Source organism: Streptomyces sp. NPDC001832, from assembly GCF_040297265.1.
Taxonomy (GTDB): Bacteria; Actinomycetota; Actinomycetes; order Streptomycetales; family Streptomycetaceae; genus Streptomyces.
In genome coordinates, this window is the sequence record NZ_JBEOYU010000019.1 from 76,527 (window position 1) to 94,896 (window position 18,370).

The following is an 18,370-nucleotide window of genomic DNA, read 5'->3' on the forward strand; positions in this document are numbered from 1 at the left end:
TCGAAATCAGTCCCCGAGGGGGCGGTGGCGCATCTGCCACCGCCCCCTCGCCGCGCTCCGGTGTCGCTTGACGCAAGCACCGGCAGTGGGTTGCATACATTCTGTGATCGCGCACCGAGCCCCCGCCGCCACGCCTCCTCCGCCCCCTGCACCCCATTCGCACCGTTCACTCCTTTCATCCGTACGGAATCGAGGAGCTGCGCCATGGACCCGGTGATCGTCGTCGGCGCCGGGCCCGTCGGCCTGGCGCTGTCGCTCGCCCTCGCGGCGCAGGGCGTCCCTTCCGTCCTTCTCGACGAGGATCCGGCCAAGGACGAGACGCGTCCCGCCCGTACGGTGGTGCTGCGCGAGGACACAGCGGCCCTGGTGGAGCGGCTCGGCTGCAAAGCGCTTCGGCACGAAAGCATCCAGTGGTCCGGCTGGCGATCCATGCGCCGCAGGCAACTGGTGCGTGAACTGCCGCTCGGCGAGGACTCCCCCGACAGTGACGCGTTGCCGGCCCCCATCCATCTGCCGCAGCACGTCCTGACGCGCGGGCTACGCGAAGCGGTGGCCGCACAGGAGCTGGTGCGGGTGACTCCGTACAGCCGGATCGACACGCTGGAGCAGGACCCGGCCGGGGTCACGGTGCACACCAGGAAGCCGAACGCGACCTGGTTGCGCGGGAGTTATCTGGTGGGCTGCGACGGTGCCAGGTCCACCGTGCGCAAGCTCCTCGACATCCGATTCCCCGGGCGTACGGCAGTGGAGCGGCATGCCGTCGCCGCGCTGCGCACCGAACTTCCCTGGTCCGGGCAGGCTGTCCTACACCGGCTGCCGCCATGGCGCACCGGCGGCGCCGAGGTGACCGCACGACCTCTGCCGGACGGTGCCTGGCGGCTGGACTGGCTGCTGCCGCCGCGTGGCGAGCTCGTCACCCCGGATGCCCTGATCACCCGGGTCCGGGACACCCTGGCGGGATGGTGCGGCGAGACACCGCCGTACGAACTGCTGGACACCGGCGTGTACACGCTGCACCACCGGCTTGCCCTGCGCTGGCGGGTCGGCCGGGCATTCCTCGCCGGGGACGCCGCCCATCTGCTGGGCGCGCTCGGCACCCAGGGGCTCGACGAGGGGCTGCGGGACGCCGAGAATCTGGCCTGGAAGCTGGCTCAGGCCTGGCACCACGGCGCCTCCGACGTACTGCTCGACAGCTACCAGGCGGAGCGCCGGGCCGCGGTCGCCGCCCGGCTGCGCGCCGCGGACCAGTCGCTGCCGATACTGCGCGGCGGCGGAGGTCTGCGAACCCTGGTACCGGGGAGTGCACGGGGGCACGACTCGCTGCTCACCGACGGGCATCTGGGGTGCGGCCCCCTCGGTGCACCCCCCTCGTACTCGCACTCACCGCTTGCTCCCCCACACGCCGAGGCGCACACATCTGTGGCTACGCCCCCCGGTACGCCGGTCACCGATGTACGGGTGACGGCACCCGACGGCACGACCGTGTGGCTGCGCGAGCGGCTGGGGCAGGGGCATCTGCTGGTGGTCCTGGTGGCACCCGGAACCGGGGTGTGGGACCGGCGGCACTGGATGACCGCGGGCGTCATGCCCCGTCTCGTCGCGGCTGTCGACGCGTTGCCGGTGAAGGGCGAGCTGCTGGTGACCGAGAGCTATCCGGGGGCGTCGGCGCACACCGTGCTGCTGATCAGGCCGGACGGTCACCTGGTGGCGTCGTTCGGCGGGGTACGACCCCGCGAGCTCTTCGTAGCGGCGGACGCTGCGCGTGGCGGCGCGGCACGCACCTCCGTACGCTCCGACCGGACAGCTGACGTCAATTGACCACCACGGGCGCACGTGGCGCACTCCGAAAAGTGACCGTCACCGATGTGCGCCTGTGGCGGAGGGGCCATATGGACCTCGTCCGCTATACGGGCTGCGTGTGCCGGTCGGTCTGAATCGCCTTTTCCGGCCGCCCCGTGCGCCGGAGAGGGAGCGGGGGTGCCGTCGCTACGGTGGAGTTTCAACTTTCTGCCGGGACGGAGGCCGCGCTGGTCGGCGGCGAATTCACTGATCGCGGCGGTACCGGGGCCGGCCCGGGCAGCCCTCCTCCCCCGTGCCGTTCGCCAGTCCCCCGAATCCGTCCCGACACACCCGAACGCCACGCTCCGGTGGAGCAATCCCCGTACCCGACGGACATTCACCTCAACGCCAAGGACCGACGTGACGGAGACCTCGCACCCATGCCGCCCCCCGCCCTCACCCCCGACCAGCTCGACGTGCAGGCCGCTCACCTCCATGACACCGAGGCGTGGCAGCAGATCGTCTCCGGCTGGGACCTCAGCACCCCCGAACCCGTACTCCCCTCCTCCCCCGGCACCGCGGAACAACAGCCGGACAGGCGCCCGGCCGACTGGCGCGACCTGCTGTCCGTACCGGTCGACCAGCTCATCGCCGACTCCGTCCGTGCCCTGCCGACGACCGCGCCGCGCGAACGGCCTCTTCCCGGGCGCCTGGGTGCGATCCTCCCCGACCGGCTCCACTCCTGGCGGCGTATCGGGCACCCCGAGGTGCGGCCTTCCACCCACCTCGCCTACGCACGGCAGGTCCTGACCGAGTGGGGCTGGCAGAACACCCCGTACCGGTTACGCAACGCCCGCGGCGCGCGATGCATCTGCGGCGCCCTCCTCACCGCGCACCGCCTGGGCTACGGCTCCCGCGACACCGTGGACCGGGCCGGCGCCTGGCTCATCGCCGAGCTCCGCTCCCAGGGCTGGACCGGGCTGATCGGACCCTGGAACCGGCACCCCGGCCGCACCGCCGCAGATGCGCTCATCCTGATCGATGCCACCATCAGCCGCGCCGCTCGCGCCGGGCAGTAATCACCACAACCGTCCCGCCCAGTACGGGCCCGGTCAGAAGGGCTCGCCCAAGCCTTCCGTGTCCTCGCCCTCTTCTTCCAGTGCCTGCCGTACCACGCGCAGGGCCATGCCTTCGCCGTATCCCTTGCGGGCGAGCATGCCTGCAAGGCGGCGCAACCGTTTGTCGCAGTCCAGGCCGCGAGTGGAGCGCAGCTTGCGCGCTACCAGCTTTCGGGCGGTCGCCTCCTCCTGCTCGGAGTCGAGCTGCCCGACGGCCTCGTCGATCACGGCGGAATCCACCCCCTTGGTGCGCAGCTCACGGACGAGAGCGCGACGGGCCAGCCCTCGGCCGTGGTGCCGGGACTCCACCCAGGCGTCCGCGAACGCGGCATCGTCGATCAACCCGACATCCTCGAAGCGCGACAGCACTTCTTCGGCCGCCTCATCCGGGATCTCCCGCTTGCGCAGAGCGTCCGCAAGCTGCTTTCGGGTGCGCGGGGTCCCGGTGAGCAGCCGCAGACAGATGTTGCGCGCCTGCTCGACCGGGTCTCGCGGCTCCCCCTTCTCGGCCCTCGACGAGGAAGGGGAGCCGCTGCTCCTGGAGCGGGAGCGGGCACGACGACCCGCCCCCTCGCCGAATCCGGCGTCCGAGTAGGTGCCGTGACCGGCCTCCGGCTCGTACGCGCCCTCGGACTCGGCTGTGTGTCCGGCGGCGAATTCGGGGCCGGGACCGGCGCCATGGTCAGTGACGCTGACCGGCCACTCCGTACGACGCGTCACGGTCTAGCTCTTGGCCGCCGCAGTCTTGGCCGGCTTGGCCTTGCCGGCCGGAGCGGGCACCGACTTCGCGTTGTCGGCCGAAGCCGCGGCGCCGCCCGCCGCATCCGCGCCGGGCTTGGCGGCGTCAGCATCAGCCCTGACGCCGACGCCCAGCTTCGCAAGGATCTTCTTCTCGATCTCATTGGCGAGATCGGGGTTGTCCTTGAGGAAATTGCGGGCGTTCTCCTTGCCCTGGCCGAGCTGGTCGCCCTCGTACGTGTACCAGGCGCCCGCCTTGCGGACGAAGCCGTGCTCCACACCCATGTCGATCAGACCGCCCTCGCGGCTGATGCCCTGGCCGTAGAGGATGTCGAACTCGGCCTGCTTGAAGGGCGGCGCGACCTTGTTCTTCACGACCTTGACGCGGGTGCGGTTACCGACAGCCTCGGTGCCGTCCTTCAGCGTCTCGATCCGGCGGATGTCGAGGCGTACCGAGGCGTAGAACTTGAGCGCCCGGCCACCGGTGGTGGTCTCCGGCGAGCCGAACATCACGCCGATCTTCTCGCGGAGCTGGTTGATGAAGATCGCGGTGGTCTTGGACTGGTTGAGCGCGCTGGTGATCTTGCGGAGTGCCTGGCTCATCAGGCGGGCCTGCAGACCCACGTGCGAGTCGCCCATCTCGCCCTCGATCTCCGCGCGCGGCACGAGCGCCGCGACGGAGTCGACGACGATCAGGTCGAGGGCGCCGGAGCGAACCAGCATGTCCACGATTTCGAGGGCCTGCTCGCCGTTGTCCGGCTGGGACAGGATGAGACTGTCGATGTCGACGCCGAGCTTCTTCGCGTACTCGGGGTCGAGGGCGTGCTCGGCGTCGATGAAGGCCACCGAGCCGCCGAGCTTCTGCGCATTCGCCACCGCGTGCAGCGTCAGCGTCGTCTTACCGGAGGACTCCGGTCCGTACACCTCCACCACACGGCCGCGCGGCAGGCCGCCGACACCGAGGGCCACGTCGAGGGCAGTCGACCCGGTGGGGATCACCTCGACGGGCTCGTTCGGCCGCTCACCGAGGCGCATCACCGCACCCTTGCCGAATTGCCGTTCAATCTGTGCGAGCGCGGCGTCCAGCGCCTTCTCGCGGTCGGTTCCTGCCATGGGTTCCACCCGATTTGCTTGAGTCGATCGCTTCACGTCAAAGACGCTAACCCCTGCCACTGACAACGGGCCTCGACGTCCTCCCGGCCTGTGGACAACTCCACGGTCGGGCCCGGGAAAACCCGGCCGGAATCCCATGAGAATGGATGTTCGATTTTAGTGTCAAGCGCACCGCACCGGACCGAACTGCCCGCAGGGTCGTTCGTCGGCCGGGCGGTGGCCGCGCTCGCGCAGGACCGCCGATGTCGCGCTGGAACGGCAAGTCGCTCTCCTGCGGACAGGTGGCGCAGCTCTACGGCTTCACCGGCCTCGACGGCAGTCGGCCCGATGCCTGGAGACATGTCACCGAGGTCCAGGCCTCGGGGCCGGCCGACGTAGCGGGCTGTCGCCGAGAAGAGCCCCCACAACCGAGTCGGTCAGACGCGTTCCGGATGCTCCTCGGCCCGGTCCTGTCCGCCCCGGCTCTCACTGCTCTCGGCGGCCCGCCAGGACCGGCGCAGCCGCGAGAGCACCTGCTCACCACGTTGCCGGTGGCGGCCGTGCACCCGCGGGTCGTCCGTCACGTCGTACCGCTTCACATAGACGCCGAGGAACGCTTGAAGCGTGGCGACGGCCGGGATCGCGATCAGCGCACCCACGGCGCCCATCAGCGCCGTGCCCGCGATGACCGATCCGAAGGCGACCGCCGGATGGATGTCGACGGTCTTGGAGGTGAGTTTGGGCTGCAGCGCATAGTTCTCGAACTGCTGGTAGACCACGACGAATCCAAGCACCCACAGCGCGTACCAGGGGTCGATGGTGAACGCAATCAGCATGGGCAGAGCGCCCGCCAGATACGTACCGATCGTGGGGATGAACTGAGAGACCAGTCCGACCCAGATGGCGAGCGCGGGCGCATACGGAACGCCGAGGATCACCAGCAGGATGTAGTGCGCGATCCCGGAGATGAGTGCCATCAGGCTGCGCGAGTAGAGGTAGCCTCCGGTCTTGTCGACCGCGATCTCCCAGGCCCGCAGGACCTCGGCCTGCTTGGCGGGCGGGAGTACGGAGCACAGGGCACGCCGCAGCCTGGGGCCGTCGGCGGCGAAGTAGAACGAGAACAGGAAGATCGTCAGCACATGGAACAGCCCGCCGAGCACGGTGGTGGAGACATCGAGCACTCCGGTCGCACTGTTCTGGACGTACTTCTGCAGCCAGTCGGAGTGCAGCACGCTGTCCTGGACGTCGACCCGGGAGAGCTCGGTGTGGAAGTTCTCGTTGATCCAGTTGATCACCGAGTCCAGGTAGTTCGGGATCTGCTCGACCATGTCGACTATCTGGCCCGCGAGCATCGAGCCGAGCAGCACGACGAAACCGACCGCGGCTATCAGCACGGCCATGAAGACCAGGAAAGTGGCAAGGCCGCGACGCATGCCGCGCGCCGCCATCCGGCTCACAGCGGGCTCGATGGCAAGGGCCAGGAAGAATGCGATCAGCACATTGATCAGCAGCCCGACGAGCCGGTCAAACGCCCAGCTGCCGAGCCGGAAACAGGCGTAGAGCGCCAGGGCGAGCGCCATGGCACGCGGCAGCCACGCCGGCATGCGGGCCGACCCGGTGCCGGACGGCGGGGCGGGCTGGGCGGGCGGCGTTTGGGTCTGGGCTGTCTCATCTGTCGGTGACACGGCTCCAGTCTCGCGTACCGCTGTGACATTCAGCCGCCCGCCCCGGACAACCTCACAGCTCCGGCCATCGACGAGCCAGCGGTCAGCGCTTGTCGGCGGGGATGTCGACCGCCGTACAGACACCGCGCCAGACGTCCTTGGCATCCCAGCCCGCGGCCAGTGCCTGGTACACCGTCTGCCCGCCGAGCTCGGCCATCACGTGATCGCGCGCAAAGGAATCGGCGTACGCTGCGCCGAAGTGGTCCGCCATCCGTTCCCAGAAAATCGTCAACCGCATGACCTCAGTATCCCGCTCCTGAGAGTGCAGCCAGGCCGCTACGTCTTGCTGAGAGCGCTCAGCGCCCTACGGTCGGTCCATGGCTGGAACCGGAAAAAGTCCCCTCAACCGTGCCGAGCAGTTCATCTGGCTCACGGCCCGCGTCCTGGAGCAGCGGCGGTTCGCCCATCACTTCCTGAATGGAAGTGCGGAGGCCGTGGAGACCGCACTCGCCGCCTATCTGAATGAGGACGGCGGATACGGGCACGCGCTCGAACCCGATCTGCGTGGCCCCGTCAGTCAGCCGTTGCACACCGCGCACGCACTCAATGTCCTCGATTCCATCGGCCGCTGCAGCGGGCTGCGGGCGGAGCGGATCTGCCGCTTCCTGACCGAGGTGTCCACCAAGGAAGGGGCGCTGCCCGCTCTCCTGCCGTCACAGCGCGGCTATCCGGCCGCGCCGTTCATCCCGATCGTCGACGACCCGCCTTCGGAGCTGTTGACCACCGGACCCGTCGTCGGGCTCCTGCACCGCAATGCGGTGTGGCATGCCTGGCTGTTCCGGGCCACCGATTTCTGCTGGGCAGCGGTCGACGCCCTGGACCGGTCGCATCCGTACGAGATCGAGGCGGCGCTCGCCTTTCTGGACGGCGCTCCGGACCGGGCCCGCGCAAAGGCGGCGGCGGACCGGCTCGGGCGGCTGGTGCGGGAGCAGCGGCTCGCCGTGCTGGATCCGGAGCGGCGCGCGGAGTACCCGGCGGCAGCCGGATACGCACCGGGCGAGCAGCACTTCCCGTACGACTACGCCCGCACGCCCGATTCGCTTGCCTGCCGCTGGTTCACCGACCAGGAGCTGGCACGCTCGCTCGACCATCTCGCGGCCGAGCAGCAGCCGGACGGCGGCTGGCCGGTGAACTGGCGGCAGTGGGCGCCGGGGACGGCTCTGGAGGGGCGGCCCATCGTGACGCTCAAGGCGCTTCTGACGCTGCGGGCCCATGGACGCAGCCTCGACTGAGACCTCGTCCATGCACTTACCGGAATCTGCTGATGGCGCTGGCCGGTGTGCTCGCTGTCTGCTCCCTCCGGCCGGAGAAGGACGCGGCACGGCTGGACGTGGCAAAGACCGCACCGATAAGCCTCGCCAGCGCACTGAACGCCTCGACGGACATGGTGTCTAACCGAGGGCACGTACTCCTGCGGTGACGACCACAGCAGTCCCTACGACCACAAGGAAGGGCGCGCACCGAACCAGTGCGAGCGCCGCCGCGGCGAGCCCCCGCGCCCCTGGTCGCCAATGACCGTCACGGCTGTTGTCAGTGGCGGGGTGCACGATGGGGGACATGGCCGGTTCTGCGCTCGACTCGTTCTCCCCTGCGACCCGCAGCTGGTTCGCGGGTGCCTTCAGCGCTCCCACCGCCGCGCAGGAAGGCGCCTGGCGCGCGATCGGCGAGGGCTCGAACGTGCTGGTTGTCGCGCCGACCGGCTCCGGCAAGACCCTGGCCGCATTCCTCGCCGCGCTGGACGGGCTGGCGTCCGTCCCGCCGCCCGCTGAGGCGAAGAAGCGCTGCCGCGTGCTGTACGTGTCGCCCCTCAAGGCCCTCGCGGTCGATGTCGAGCGCAATCTCCGCTCACCGCTGACCGGCATCCGCCAGGAGTCGGTGCGCCTGGGGCTGCCTGAGCCCGAGATCCGGGTGGGAATCCGCTCCGGCGACACCCCGCCGGCCGAGCGCCGCTCGATGGCGACCCGGCCGCCGGACATTCTGATCAGCACGCCCGAATCTCTGTTCCTGATGCTGACCTCATCGGCCCGGGAGGCGCTGTCAGGCATCGAGACGGTGATTCTGGACGAAGTACATGCCGTGGCCGGTACGAAGCGGGGCGCCCATCTCGCCGTATCGCTGGAGCGTCTCGATGAGCTGCTGCCACGGCCGGCACGGCGGATCGGCCTGTCGGCGACGGTCCGACCGGTCGACGAGGTGGCGCGCTTCCTCTCACCGCAGCGGAAGGTGGAGATCGTCCAGCCGCCGTCCACGAAGCGGTTCGACCTGTCGGTAGTCGTGCCAGTCGAGGATCTGGGCGAGCTCGGCGGCTCCCCCGCCACCGACACCGACCAGGCGGGCCAGGCGGACAAGCCGTCGATCTGGCCCCATGTCGAGGAACGCATCGTCGATCTCGTCCAGGAGCATCGCTCCACCATCGTCTTCGCCAATTCCCGCCGCCTCGCGGAGCGGCTGTGCAACCGGCTGAACGAGATCGCGTACGAGCGGGCTACCGGCACTGTGCTCAATGAGCACGGCCCCGCTCCGACGCTGCCGGAAGGACACTCCGCGGCCGAGATCATGGCCCAGTCGGGCGCGGCGAAGGGCGCGCCCGCGCTGCTCGCCCGCGCCCACCACGGTTCGGTCTCCAAGGAACAGCGCGCCCAGGTCGAGGAAGACCTCAAGGCGGGTCGGCTTCCGGCCGTGGTCGCCACCTCCAGCCTGGAGCTGGGCATCGACATGGGGGCGGTCGATCTGGTGGTCCAGGTGGAGTCGCCGCCGTCGGTCGCCTCCGGGCTGCAACGGGTCGGCCGGGCCGGGCACCAGGTCGGTGCGGTCTCCACCGGAGTGGTCTTCCCGAAGTACCGGGGCGATCTGGTGCAAGCGGCCGTGGTCACCGAGCGGATGCGCGAGGGCTCCATCGAGGCGCTCCGGATCCCGTCCAACCCCCTGGACGTGCTGGCCCAGCAGCTCGTCGCCATGGTTGCCCTGGACAGCTGGCAGGTGGACGATCTGCTGGCCGTGACCCGCCGTGCCGCCCCCTTCGCCGCCCTGCCCGAGTCGGCCTTCACCGCCGTGCTGGACATGCTCGCCGGGCGTTATCCGTCCGACGCCTTCGCCGAGCTGCGCCCACGTGTGGTCTGGGACCGGATCGCCGGTACGGTCACGGGCCGCCCGGGCGCCCAGCGGCTCGCCGTCACCTCCGGCGGGACCATCCCCGACCGCGGGCTCTTCGGGGTCTTCCTCGCCGGCGCCGACCCCAAGAAGGGCGGCGGCCGGGTGGGCGAGCTGGACGAGGAAATGGTGTACGAGTCCCGGGTCGGCGACGTCTTCACGCTGGGCACCACGTCCTGGCGGATCGAGGACATCACCCGCGACCGGGTCCTGGTGTCGCCCGCCCCCGGGGTTCCCGGCCGGCTGCCGTTCTGGAAGGGCGACCAGCTGGGCCGTCCGCTGGAGCTTGGCCGTGCGCTGGGCGCGTTCCTCCGCGAGATCGGCGGACTGTCCCAGGAAGATGCCCGGCAGCGTCTGCTCGCCGCCGGTCTCGACACCTGGGCCGCCGACAACACGCTCTCGTACATCGACGAACAGCGCCGTGCCTGCGGTCACGTACCGGACGACCGCACCATCCTCGTCGAGCGTTTCCGTGACGAGCTGGGGGACTGGCGGGTCGTCGTCCACTCTCCGTTCGGCGCGCAAGTGCATGCCCCGTGGGCGCTGGCGCTGAACGCCCGCCTCGCCGAGCGGTACGGCATGGACGCCCAGGTGATGCATGCCGACGACGGCATAGTGCTGCGGCTGCCCGACGCAGACCTGATGGGCCTGGATCTCCTGGACTTCGATCCGGCGCAGGACCCGGCCCAGGATCCGGCACCGCTGCCGGGCTCCTCGTACGACAGCGGACAACCGCCCGTCGGCGCTGCGGACGTGACCTTCGACCAGGGCGAGATCAACCAGATCGTCACCGACCAGGTAGGCGGATCAGCCCTGTTCGCCTCCCGGTTCCGCGAATGCGCAGCGCGCGCCTTGCTGCTGCCGCGGCGCAGCCCCGGCAAGCGCACCCCGCTCTGGCAGCAGCGCCAGCGCGCCGCACAACTCCTTCAGGTCGCCTCCGAGTTCGGCTCCTTCCCGATCGTTCTGGAAGCGGTCCGCGAATGCCTCCAGGATGTCTTCGACGTCCCGGGGCTGGCGGAACTCATGGGCGACCTCGAAGCACGTCGTATCCGGCTGGTGGAGGTGACCACCCCGGAGCCCTCGCCCTTTGCCCGCTCGCTCCTGTTCGGCTACGTCGCCCAGTTCCTGTACGAGGGCGACTCGCCCCTCGCCGAGCGGCGGGCAGCCGCCCTCTCCCTCGACTCCCACCTCCTGGCCGAGCTCCTCGGCCAGGCAGAACTGCGCGAGTTGCTCGACGCCGACGTCCTGACCGAGCTGGAGCAGGAACTCCAGTGGCTGGCCGAGGACCGCCGGGTCAAGGACATCGAAGGGGTCGCCGATCTCCTTCGGGTCCTCGGTCCGCTCACCGACGCGGAGTTGGCCGAGCGCGGCGCCCAGCTGCCCTGGGCTCCGGAGCTCTCCGCTGCCCGCCGGGCCATCCGGGTCAGGATCGGCGGAGCAGACCACTGGGCCGCGATCGAGGACGCAGGACGGCTGCGCGACGCACTGGGCACCGCCCTCCCGGTCGGCGTCCCCGAGGCCTTCACCGAACCGGTGAAGGACCCCCTCGGCGATCTCCTCGCCCGATACGCGCGTACGCACGGCCCGTTCACCTCCACCGAGGCCGCCGCCCGTTTCGGCCTCGGCACCGCTGTCACGGAAGGCGCGCTGCAGCGGCTCGCCGCGACTGGCCGGATCGTCCAGGGCGAGTTCCACCCCGCCGGCATCGGCCAGGAGTGGTGCGACGCCACCGTGCTGCGCCGACTGCGCCGCCGCTCGCTCGCCGCGCTCCGCCATGAGTTGGAGCCCGTCCCGCCCGCCGCCCTCGCCGGCTTCCTTCCGCAGTGGCAGCACCTGGGCGGCAACAGCCTGCGCGGAATCGACGGACTGGCCCGCGCCATCGAACAATTGCAGGGTGCGCCCGTCCCGGCGTCGGCCCTGGAAAAGCTGATCCTGCCGGGCCGGGTCACCGACTACTCCCCCGCGCTGCTGGACGAGCTGACAACCACCGGCGAGGTCGTCTGGGCTGGTGCAGGCGCCCTTCCCGGCAAGGACGGCTGGCTGTCCCTCTACCTCGCCGACAGCGTGCCCCTGCTCCTCCCGCCCCCGCACCCCCTCGAACTGAGCGCGCTGCACGAATCCGTCCTGACGGCCCTGACCGGCGGCTACGGCCTGTTCTTCCGGCAGATCGCCGACCAGGTCCGCGCCACCACTCATCCGGACTGCACCGATCCTCAACTGGCCGATGCAGTCTGGGACCTGGCCTGGTCGGGTCGGCTCACCAATGACACGCTCGCCCCACTGCGTGCGCTCCTCGGCTCCGGTCGCACAGCAGGGTCGACCGCCCACCGTGCCAAACGGAGCGTCCCGCGCGGACGTTACGGATCACTCACCGCCGCCGCCCGGCCAGCGTCCCGCACCGGCCCGCCCACCGTCTCGGGCCGCTGGTCCCTGCTGCCCGCCACCGAACCCGACCCCACGCACCGTGCACACGCCCTGGCCCGCACGCTCCTCGACCGCCACGGGGTGGTGACCCGCGGCGCGGTCCAGGCCGAAGGCATCGAGGGTGGCTTCTTGGCCACGTACCGCGTACTGTCCGCCTTCGAGGAGAACGGGCAGGCCCGGCGCGGCTATGTCGTCGAGGGCCTGGGAGCGGCCCAGTTCGCGATGGACGGCGCGGTCGACCGGCTGCGTGCCACGTCCACCGCCCGAGACCGTGCGGAGCCGGACGCCGCACCCCATGCCCTGGTCCTCGCCGCGGCGGACCCGGCCAATGCCTATGGCGCGGCTCTTCCCTGGCCCGAGCCGCCGGACGGTGCCGGGCACAAGCCTGGCCGCAAGGCGGGAGCCCTGGTGGTGCTGGTCGACGGCGAACTGGCGATGTACATGGAGCGTGGCGGCAAGACGCTGCTGGCCTGGCCCACCGACCCGGAGGAACCGGCACTCCTCGCGGCAGCCGGGGCTCTGGCGGCAGCCGCCCGCGCGGGAGCACTCGGCACGGTCACGGTGGAGCGCACCAACGGCGCCTCGTCCCTGACCTCCCCGCTCGGCCGCACGCTGGAGGCTGCCGGATTCCTGGCCACTCCGAGGGGACTGCGCCTGCGCGCCTGAATCACCCGCACACCTCACGCCTCATACGCGACACCGCCCACCCCCAACACCACGCACCCCACACCGCTTGCACCACCACATGCCGTCCACGCCCCTCTCCCCACCCGACCCCGCATCATTGGAGACATGCCCGAAGGAGACACCGTCCTGCAGACCGCCAAGCGTCTGCACACCGCACTCGCCGGCCAGGTCCTCACCCACTCCGACCTGCGTGTCCCCCGGTTCGCCACCGCCGACCTCACCGGCCGGACAGTGCTGGACATCGCCTCGCGCGGCAAGCATCTCCTCACCCGTATCGAGGGCGGCCTGACCCTCCACAGCCATCTGCAGATGGACGGCACCTGGCGCATCTATGCTCAGGGCGAACGCTGGCGCGGCGGCCCCGCCCACCAGATCCGCGCCGTCCTCGCCAACGCGGAGCACACGGCCGTCGGCTACCGGCTCCCCGTCCTCGAGCTCCTCCGCACCCGGGACGAGGAGAAGGCGATCGGCCATCTCGGCCCCGATCTGCTGGGCCCCGACTGGAACCCCGACACAGCTCTGCACAATCTACTCAGCGACCCCTCCCGTCCCCTGGGCGAGGCCCTCCTGGACCAGCGCAACCTGGCCGGAATCGGCAACGTCTACAAGGCCGAGCTCTGCTTCCTCGCCCGTGCGACCCCTTGGCTCGCCATCGGCGACCTGACCGCCCCCACTGCCGCCCGTCTTGTCACCACGGCCAAACAACTCCTCGAGGCCAACCGCGACCGTTCCATGCGCACAACCACCGGCGCAGCACCGCGCGGACACGGCACGAACGAACGGCTCTGGGTCTACGGCAGGACCAACCGCCCCTGCCTGCGCTGCGGCACGCCCATCCGCAAGGCCGATCAGAACGCCCGCCCCACCTACTGGTGCCCGCGCTGCCAAACAGGCCCCATAAGCTAGTTGACGATCCGTCAGATCAGGTCGTACCGTCCGGTCATGTCCCTCACCGCGTACGACCTCACGGGCCGCTCCGCGTTCATCACCGGCGCGGCGGGTGGCATCGGCCGCGCCGGCGCCATCCTGCTCGCAGCGGCGGGCGCCACCGTGCACTGCGCAGACCGCGACGAGAAGGGCCTGCTGAAGACGCGGGACCTGATTGCCGAAGCGGGTGGCACATCCCACATCCACACCCTCGATGTCACCGACCGCAGTCGGATCAGGGCCGCGGTGGCCGCCGCCGGCGAGCTCGACATCCTGGCCGCCATTGCCGGAATCATGCATACGAGCAGCGTCCTGGAGACCGCGGACGACGACCTCGATCGCGTCTTCTCAGTCAATTTCAGGGGCGTTCTGTACGCCTGCCAGGAAGTGGCCCGCAGCATGATCACGCGCGGCGCACCCGGCTCGCTGATCACCATGGCCTCGGGAGCGGTCGACGCCGCGAGCCCGGGGCTGCTCTGCTACAGCGCGGCCAAGGCGGCGGTCGTCCAGCTGACGAAGACCCTCGCGACCGAGCTGGGACCTCATTCCATCCGTGTCAACGCTGTCGCCCCGGGCTGGATCCGTACGCCCATGACCGCCCGCCACGACGCGGAACAGCAACACCGGACAGAGGCCACGATGGCGCGGATCTCCCCGCTCGGCCGGGTCGGCGAGGCCGAGGACGTCGCCCACACCCTGCTCTATCTCGCATCCGATGCGTCGGCGTTCATGACCGGTCAGGTCCTCCGCCCGAACGGCGGCGTAGCCATGCCCTGGTAGTCCGCCAGGCCCAGCCACCGCGCCGCATCCCGACAGCGGACCACCGACTCACACACTGCATCCCAACGGCGGACCACCGCCCCAGCCACCACATGCCGACGCCGGACCACCGACCCGCGCAAAGAGCGGGCCACCGCCCCGCACCCGCATCCGCCCCGCTCGCCCCCGTCGGCCCAGCGGTCGCTGCCACATGCACAGGCAGGAGGCTGAGCCCCCATCCGCCCGCCGCCACCGCACCCTCGACAAGCCCCGCATGGGCCGGTTCCAGCACGAGCCGCAGCACGGCCCACCACCACACCCCGCCGAGAACGAGCGCCGGCACCCATCGCCGTACCATGGCTGCCTCCTCCGGCCGAACCTAGTCCGGCCCGCTCCCCCGGCGGGAGGGCGCACCGGTTGCACCACCGGCGCGCAGTGAGCTGCCGCACACGGTTGTGCGCTCTCTGCCCGGGACATCCGGGCCTTCTCCGGATCGCGGCTCCACGCACCCAGCCCCGCCCCAACTGCCGGTCGGCCGTACTCGCAGTCTCGCCCAGACACTCCCGAGCCGCATCCAGAACGGACCGCGCCCACCCGCCCTGGACCACGCAGAAGCCCCGGCCGACCCCTGAGGGGCCGGCCGGGGCTCCGCTTCACACCGGAACGCGCGGGTCAGGCGGCGACGACATCCACCGCTTCCGCGGGCGCCTTGATGGTCACCCGTCCCGTCGGCACACCTGCCACCGACGTCACGGAGACGGAATTGAGCATGGGGCGTACCGGCACAGGCACCGGATCGCTGACTGCTGCCGACTCGGCCAGTTCGGCCAGCGACAGCTCATCGCTCACTTCACGCATGAGCTCGGACATCCGTACGTCAAGCGCGTCGCAAATAGCGGAGAGCAGTTCGGAGGATGCCTCCTTCTGCCCCCGCTCCACCTCGGAGAGATAGCCGAGCGAGACTCGGGCGGACGAGGAGACTTCGCGCAGAGTACGGCCTTGGCGCTGGCGCTGCCGACGCAGCACGTCACCAAGCAGGCGACGGAGCAGAATCATCGGTGGCTCCCTCCTCGGACCGCGTAGCCGCATCCTTCACGCCCCACCGTACCGCCTTGCGCCGCGGCCGTGCGGGGAGCGATGTCGTGTTCACTCAGGGCTGCAAACATCAATTCCCCCCGTTCTGTTCCGTATCCTGTGCGCTTGCATTCTTGCCGAGTTCGCCGGAGAGCAATGCCAGCACGCTCCGTACGCTCTCTCTACGGATGTCCGCACGCCCGCCGTTCAATCGCAGCGCGGTCACATTCTCCGCGCCGTCCGGCCCGGCCACCGCAACATAGACCGTGCCGACGGGCTTGCCGTCCTGCGGCTCGGGGCCCGCGACGCCGGTAGTGGCCATACCCCAGTCTGCCCGGAGAACGCGCCGCACACCCGTCGCCATCTGCCGCGCCACCTCCGGGTCGACCGCACCGCGTTCCGCCAGGAGGACCCCGTCCACACCCAGCAATTCCCGCTTCACGGGCGTTGCGTACGCCGTCACGGACCCACGGAAGGAGTGCGAGGCACCCGGTACGGAAGTAAGCTCCGCCGCGACCAGACCGCCGGTCAGCGACTCGGCGACGGCAAGAGTCTCACCGCGCTCCGCGAGTAGTTCCAGCACCCGGGCCGCGGCGGTCACCGCTCGGCCTCCGCCGAACCGCGGGCACCCGAGACCCCGGAGACCGGCCCTGCACCCTCAGCGGCCCCGGCCGCTCCAGACCTCTCAGCAGCCCCGGAGGCTCCAGCCGCTGCAGATCCCGCAGACATCCCGGATCCCACCGCAGCGGCCCGCTCGGCCGCGAGCCCCTTGCGCCGCAGCACGACGGCCTGGCGCACGTAGTCGAGCCCCGTGACGACCGTCAGCACGACAGCCACCGCCATCACCCAGAAGCGCAGGGTGGCAAGTGGACCGGTCAGTGCCAGGATGTACATCCCTACGGCCGTCCCCTGTGCCAGAGTCTTCATCTTCCCGCCGCGACTGGCCGGAATCACTGCATGCCGTATCACCCAGAACCGCATCAGCGTGATGCCGATCTCGCGGAAGAGGATCACGCCCGTTACCCACCAGGGCAGATCACCGAGATACGACAGACAGATCAGCGCCGCACCCATGATCGCCTTGTCCGCGATCGGGTCGGCGATCTTCCCGAAGTCGGTGACCAGGTTGTATGTTCGCGCGAGATGGCCATCGAACAGGTCGGTGATCATGGCGATGGCGAACGCCGCCCAGGCGAACGACCGCCAGACCGGGTCGTAGCCGCCGTTGTGCAGCAGCAGCATCACGAAGCCGGGCACCAGTACCAGTCGCAGCATGGTGAGCAGATTGGCGATGTTCCAAAGGCTGGCCTGATTGACGGCCGCAGTCCCCAGCTTGCCGCCACGCACCGGCTTCGCACCGGAGCCGCCTGCCGCGGATGCCGGGACTCCCGTCATCTGGCCGCCTCCACGAGTTCGGAACGCTCGGCCACCAGGTCCACTCCTTCGGTGCCCACAACCTTTGCCTCGACCATACGGCCGGGCACGAGGCCGTCGCGTGCGGTGAAGAGCACCTGGCCGTCCGTTTCGGGGGCCTGGTGCGCCGCGCGCCCCACCGCACCGTCCTCTTCGTCCACGGACTCGACCAGCACCTCCAGGGACTCCCCCAGGCGCTCCTCGGCACGCTGCGAGGTCAGTTCCTCGGCCAGTTGCGAGATGTGCGCGAGCCGCTCCGCGATGGTGTCGGCGTCCAGCTTGTTCTCGTAACCGACCGCCTCGGTGCCCTCCTCGTCGGAGTAGCCGAAGACGCCGATGGCGTCGAGCCTGGCGCCGGTGAGGAAGCGTTCCAGCTCCGCCAGGTCGGCCTCGGTCTCGCCGGGGAAGCCCACGATGAAGTTGGAGCGGGCACCGGCCTGCGGCGCCTTGCTACGGATGGTGTCCAGGAGCTCCAGGAAGCGGTCGGTGTCACCGAAACGGCGCATCGCCCGCAGCACGCCGGGGGCCGAGTGCTGAAAGGACAGGTCGAAGTAGGGGGCGACCTTCGGAGTCGAGGTCAGTACGTCGATGAGGCCCGGCCGCATCTCTGCCGGCTGCAGATAGCTGACCCGGATGCGCTCGATCCCGTCGACGGCGGCGAGCTCCGGCAGCAGCGTCTCGAGCAGCCGGATGTCACCGAGGTCCTTGCCGTACGAGGTGTTGTTCTCGGAGACCAGCATGACCTCCTTCACCCCCTGCTCGGCCAGCCAGCGGGTCTCCCCCAGCACGTCCGACGGGCGGCGCGAGATGAAGGAGCCGCGGAAGGACGGGATGGCGCAGAAGGAGCAGCGGCGGTCGCAGCCGGAGGCGAGCTTCACCGAGGCGACCGGGCTGGTGCCCAGCCGTCGGCGCAAGGGCGCCCGCGGCCCGGAGACCGGGGCCACTCCGTCCGGGAGGTCGTCGGGGGCGGGGACCGGTGCGGCGGCCTCCTGCGCATGCCCCGGCAGGGCCACGGCGGCGTCCTGCCGCTCGGCCGGGCTGATCGGCAGGAGCTTGCGGCGGTCGCGCGGGGTGTGCGAGGCGTGGATACCGCCGCTGAGGATGGTCTGGAGGCGGTCGGAGATGTCAGCGTAGTCGTCGAATCCGAGGACGCCGTCCGCCTCGGGCAGGGCCTCGGCGAGGTCCTTGCCGTAGCGCTCGGCCATGCAGCCGACGGCCACCACGGCCTGGGTTCTGCCGTGGTCCTTCAGATCGTTGGCTTCGAGCAGGGCATCGACGGAGTCCTTCTTGGCGGCCTCGACGAATCCACAGGTGTTGACTACGGCGACATCCGCGTCGGAGGCATCCTCGACGAGCTCCCAGCCGTCCGCTGCCAAGCGGCCTGCGAGCTCCTCCGAGTCCACCTCGTTACGGGCGCAGCCAAGAGTGACAAGGGCAACGGTACGGCGTTCGGGCATGGGCACAAGACTACTTTGTCCCGGCACT

Annotated in this window: 15 protein-coding genes and 2 pseudogenes; 8 read left to right on the plus strand and 9 right to left on the minus strand. The window is 70.2% G+C overall.

What is annotated here, in order from left to right; translation table 11 throughout:
- The first annotated feature begins 204 nt into the window (after positions 1 to 204).
- From ABT115_RS17355 to ABT115_RS17365, 3 genes are all read left to right on the plus strand, one after another.
- Positions 205 to 1,818, plus strand: a complete 1,614-nt coding sequence (locus tag ABT115_RS17355; RefSeq protein ID WP_351790032.1) for an FAD-dependent monooxygenase — start codon at positions 205 to 207, stop codon at positions 1,816 to 1,818.
- 71 nt (positions 1,819 to 1,889) lie between these two features.
- The gene (locus ABT115_RS17360; protein ID WP_502969111.1) at positions 1,890 to 1,934 is read left to right on the plus strand and encodes a hypothetical protein; all 45 of its coding nucleotides are present in this window, start codon (positions 1,890 to 1,892) and stop codon (positions 1,932 to 1,934) included.
- A 285-nt stretch (positions 1,935 to 2,219) separates the two neighbouring features.
- A complete protein-coding gene (locus ABT115_RS17365; protein ID WP_351790098.1) occupies positions 2,220 to 2,858 on the plus strand; it encodes a DUF6197 family protein in 639 nt (212 codons plus the stop codon).
- A 33-nt stretch (positions 2,859 to 2,891) separates the two neighbouring features.
- Here the strand turns inward: ABT115_RS17365 and recX are convergent, their stop codons facing one another.
- Together recX and recA are read right to left on the minus strand one after the other, a co-directional pair.
- Positions 2,892 to 3,617 carry a recombination regulator RecX gene (gene recX, locus ABT115_RS17370; protein ID WP_351790035.1) on the minus strand — a complete coding sequence of 242 codons (726 nt, stop codon included), beginning with the start codon at positions 3,615 to 3,617 and terminating at the stop codon, positions 2,892 to 2,894.
- Between the two features lie 3 nt (positions 3,618 to 3,620).
- Positions 3,621 to 4,748, minus strand: a complete 1,128-nt coding sequence (gene recA, locus ABT115_RS17375; RefSeq protein WP_351790038.1) for a recombinase RecA — start codon at positions 4,746 to 4,748, stop codon at positions 3,621 to 3,623.
- Between the two features lie 201 nt (positions 4,749 to 4,949).
- On the opposite strand from recA, the pseudogene ABT115_RS17380 reads away from it, so the two are divergent.
- Positions 4,950 to 5,137 (plus strand): annotated as a pseudogene (locus ABT115_RS17380) (short-chain dehydrogenase); the annotation flags it as partial.
- Positions 5,138 to 5,164: 27 nt separating this feature from the next.
- Here the strand turns inward: ABT115_RS17380 and ABT115_RS17385 are convergent.
- Together ABT115_RS17385 and ABT115_RS17390 are read right to left on the minus strand one after the other, a co-directional pair.
- Positions 5,165 to 6,331 carry an AI-2E family transporter gene (locus tag ABT115_RS17385; RefSeq protein WP_351790101.1) on the minus strand — a complete coding sequence of 389 codons (1,167 nt, stop codon included), beginning with the start codon at positions 6,329 to 6,331 and terminating at the stop codon, positions 5,165 to 5,167.
- Positions 6,332 to 6,494: 163 nt separating this feature from the next.
- Positions 6,495 to 6,689: a DUF3046 domain-containing protein gene (locus ABT115_RS17390; RefSeq protein ID WP_351790041.1), complete on the minus strand. Its 195-nt coding sequence runs from the start codon at positions 6,687 to 6,689 to the stop codon at positions 6,495 to 6,497.
- Between the two features lie 79 nt (positions 6,690 to 6,768).
- On the opposite strand from ABT115_RS17390, the gene ABT115_RS17395 reads away from it, so the two are divergent.
- Complete coding sequence (locus tag ABT115_RS17395; protein WP_351790044.1) at positions 6,769 to 7,683, plus strand: hypothetical protein; 915 nt, start codon at positions 6,769 to 6,771, stop codon at positions 7,681 to 7,683.
- 159 nt (positions 7,684 to 7,842) lie between these two features.
- On the opposite strand, the pseudogene ABT115_RS17400 reads toward ABT115_RS17395, so the two are convergent.
- Positions 7,843 to 7,950, minus strand: a pseudogene (locus ABT115_RS17400) (AzlD domain-containing protein); the annotation flags it as partial.
- 58 nt (positions 7,951 to 8,008) lie between these two features.
- On the opposite strand from ABT115_RS17400, the gene ABT115_RS17405 reads away from it, so the two are divergent.
- The 3 genes from ABT115_RS17405 (at position 8,009) to ABT115_RS17415 (ending at position 14,419) form a co-directional block, all read left to right on the plus strand.
- Positions 8,009 to 12,691 (plus strand): Lhr family ATP-dependent helicase, encoded by a 4,683-nt coding sequence (locus tag ABT115_RS17405; RefSeq protein WP_351790047.1) that lies wholly within the window; start codon positions 8,009 to 8,011, stop codon positions 12,689 to 12,691.
- A 126-nt stretch (positions 12,692 to 12,817) separates the two neighbouring features.
- The gene (locus ABT115_RS17410) at positions 12,818 to 13,618 is read left to right on the plus strand and encodes a DNA-formamidopyrimidine glycosylase family protein (RefSeq protein WP_351790049.1); all 801 of its coding nucleotides are present in this window, start codon (positions 12,818 to 12,820) and stop codon (positions 13,616 to 13,618) included.
- A 36-nt stretch (positions 13,619 to 13,654) separates the two neighbouring features.
- Positions 13,655 to 14,419: an SDR family NAD(P)-dependent oxidoreductase gene (locus ABT115_RS17415; protein ID WP_351790052.1), complete on the plus strand. Its 765-nt coding sequence runs from the start codon at positions 13,655 to 13,657 to the stop codon at positions 14,417 to 14,419.
- 651 nt (positions 14,420 to 15,070) lie between these two features.
- On the opposite strand, the gene ABT115_RS17425 is transcribed toward ABT115_RS17415, so the two are convergent.
- The 4 genes from ABT115_RS17425 to rimO form a co-directional block, all read right to left on the minus strand.
- Positions 15,071 to 15,454: a helix-turn-helix domain-containing protein gene (locus tag ABT115_RS17425; RefSeq protein ID WP_114247014.1), complete on the minus strand. Its 384-nt coding sequence runs from the start codon at positions 15,452 to 15,454 to the stop codon at positions 15,071 to 15,073.
- A 109-nt stretch (positions 15,455 to 15,563) separates the two neighbouring features.
- A complete protein-coding gene (locus ABT115_RS17430; protein ID WP_351790059.1) occupies positions 15,564 to 16,073 on the minus strand; it encodes a CinA family protein in 510 nt (169 codons plus the stop codon).
- Positions 16,070 to 16,867, minus strand: a complete 798-nt coding sequence (gene pgsA, locus ABT115_RS17435; RefSeq protein ID WP_351790061.1) for a CDP-diacylglycerol--glycerol-3-phosphate 3-phosphatidyltransferase — start codon at positions 16,865 to 16,867, stop codon at positions 16,070 to 16,072. The genes ABT115_RS17430 and pgsA overlap by 4 nt, the downstream gene beginning before the upstream one ends.
- Complete coding sequence (gene rimO, locus ABT115_RS17440) at positions 16,864 to 18,342, minus strand: 30S ribosomal protein S12 methylthiotransferase RimO (RefSeq protein ID WP_351790064.1); 1,479 nt, start codon at positions 18,340 to 18,342, stop codon at positions 16,864 to 16,866. The genes pgsA and rimO overlap by 4 nt, the downstream gene beginning before the upstream one ends.
- Positions 18,343 to 18,370: the final 28 nt, after the last annotated feature.

Excerpts from the sequence above, each read along its gene's own strand:
- ABT115_RS17355 (WP_351790032.1), top strand. The coding sequence starts at position 205 with ATGGACCCGGTGATCGTCGTCGGCGCCGGGCCCGTCGGCCTGGCGCTG.
- ABT115_RS17365 (WP_351790098.1), top strand. The coding sequence starts at position 2,220 with ATGCCGCCCCCCGCCCTCACCCCCGACCAGCTCGACGTGCAGGCCGCT.
- recA (WP_351790038.1), bottom strand. The coding sequence starts at position 4,748 with ATGGCAGGAACCGACCGCGAGAAGGCGCTGGACGCCGCGCTCGCACAG.
- ABT115_RS17385 (WP_351790101.1), bottom strand. The coding sequence starts at position 6,331 with ATGCCGGCGTGGCTGCCGCGTGCCATGGCGCTCGCCCTGGCGCTCTAC.
- ABT115_RS17390 (WP_351790041.1), bottom strand. The coding sequence starts at position 6,689 with ATGCGGTTGACGATTTTCTGGGAACGGATGGCGGACCACTTCGGCGCA.
- ABT115_RS17395 (WP_351790044.1), top strand. The coding sequence starts at position 6,769 with ATGGCTGGAACCGGAAAAAGTCCCCTCAACCGTGCCGAGCAGTTCATC.
- ABT115_RS17405 (WP_351790047.1), top strand. The coding sequence starts at position 8,009 with ATGGCCGGTTCTGCGCTCGACTCGTTCTCCCCTGCGACCCGCAGCTGG.
- ABT115_RS17410 (WP_351790049.1), top strand. The coding sequence starts at position 12,818 with ATGCCCGAAGGAGACACCGTCCTGCAGACCGCCAAGCGTCTGCACACC.
- ABT115_RS17415 (WP_351790052.1), top strand. The coding sequence starts at position 13,655 with ATGTCCCTCACCGCGTACGACCTCACGGGCCGCTCCGCGTTCATCACC.
- ABT115_RS17425 (WP_114247014.1), bottom strand. The coding sequence starts at position 15,454 with ATGATTCTGCTCCGTCGCCTGCTTGGTGACGTGCTGCGTCGGCAGCGC.
- pgsA (WP_351790061.1), bottom strand. The coding sequence starts at position 16,867 with ATGACGGGAGTCCCGGCATCCGCGGCAGGCGGCTCCGGTGCGAAGCCG.
- rimO (WP_351790064.1), bottom strand. The coding sequence starts at position 18,342 with ATGCCCGAACGCCGTACCGTTGCCCTTGTCACTCTTGGCTGCGCCCGT.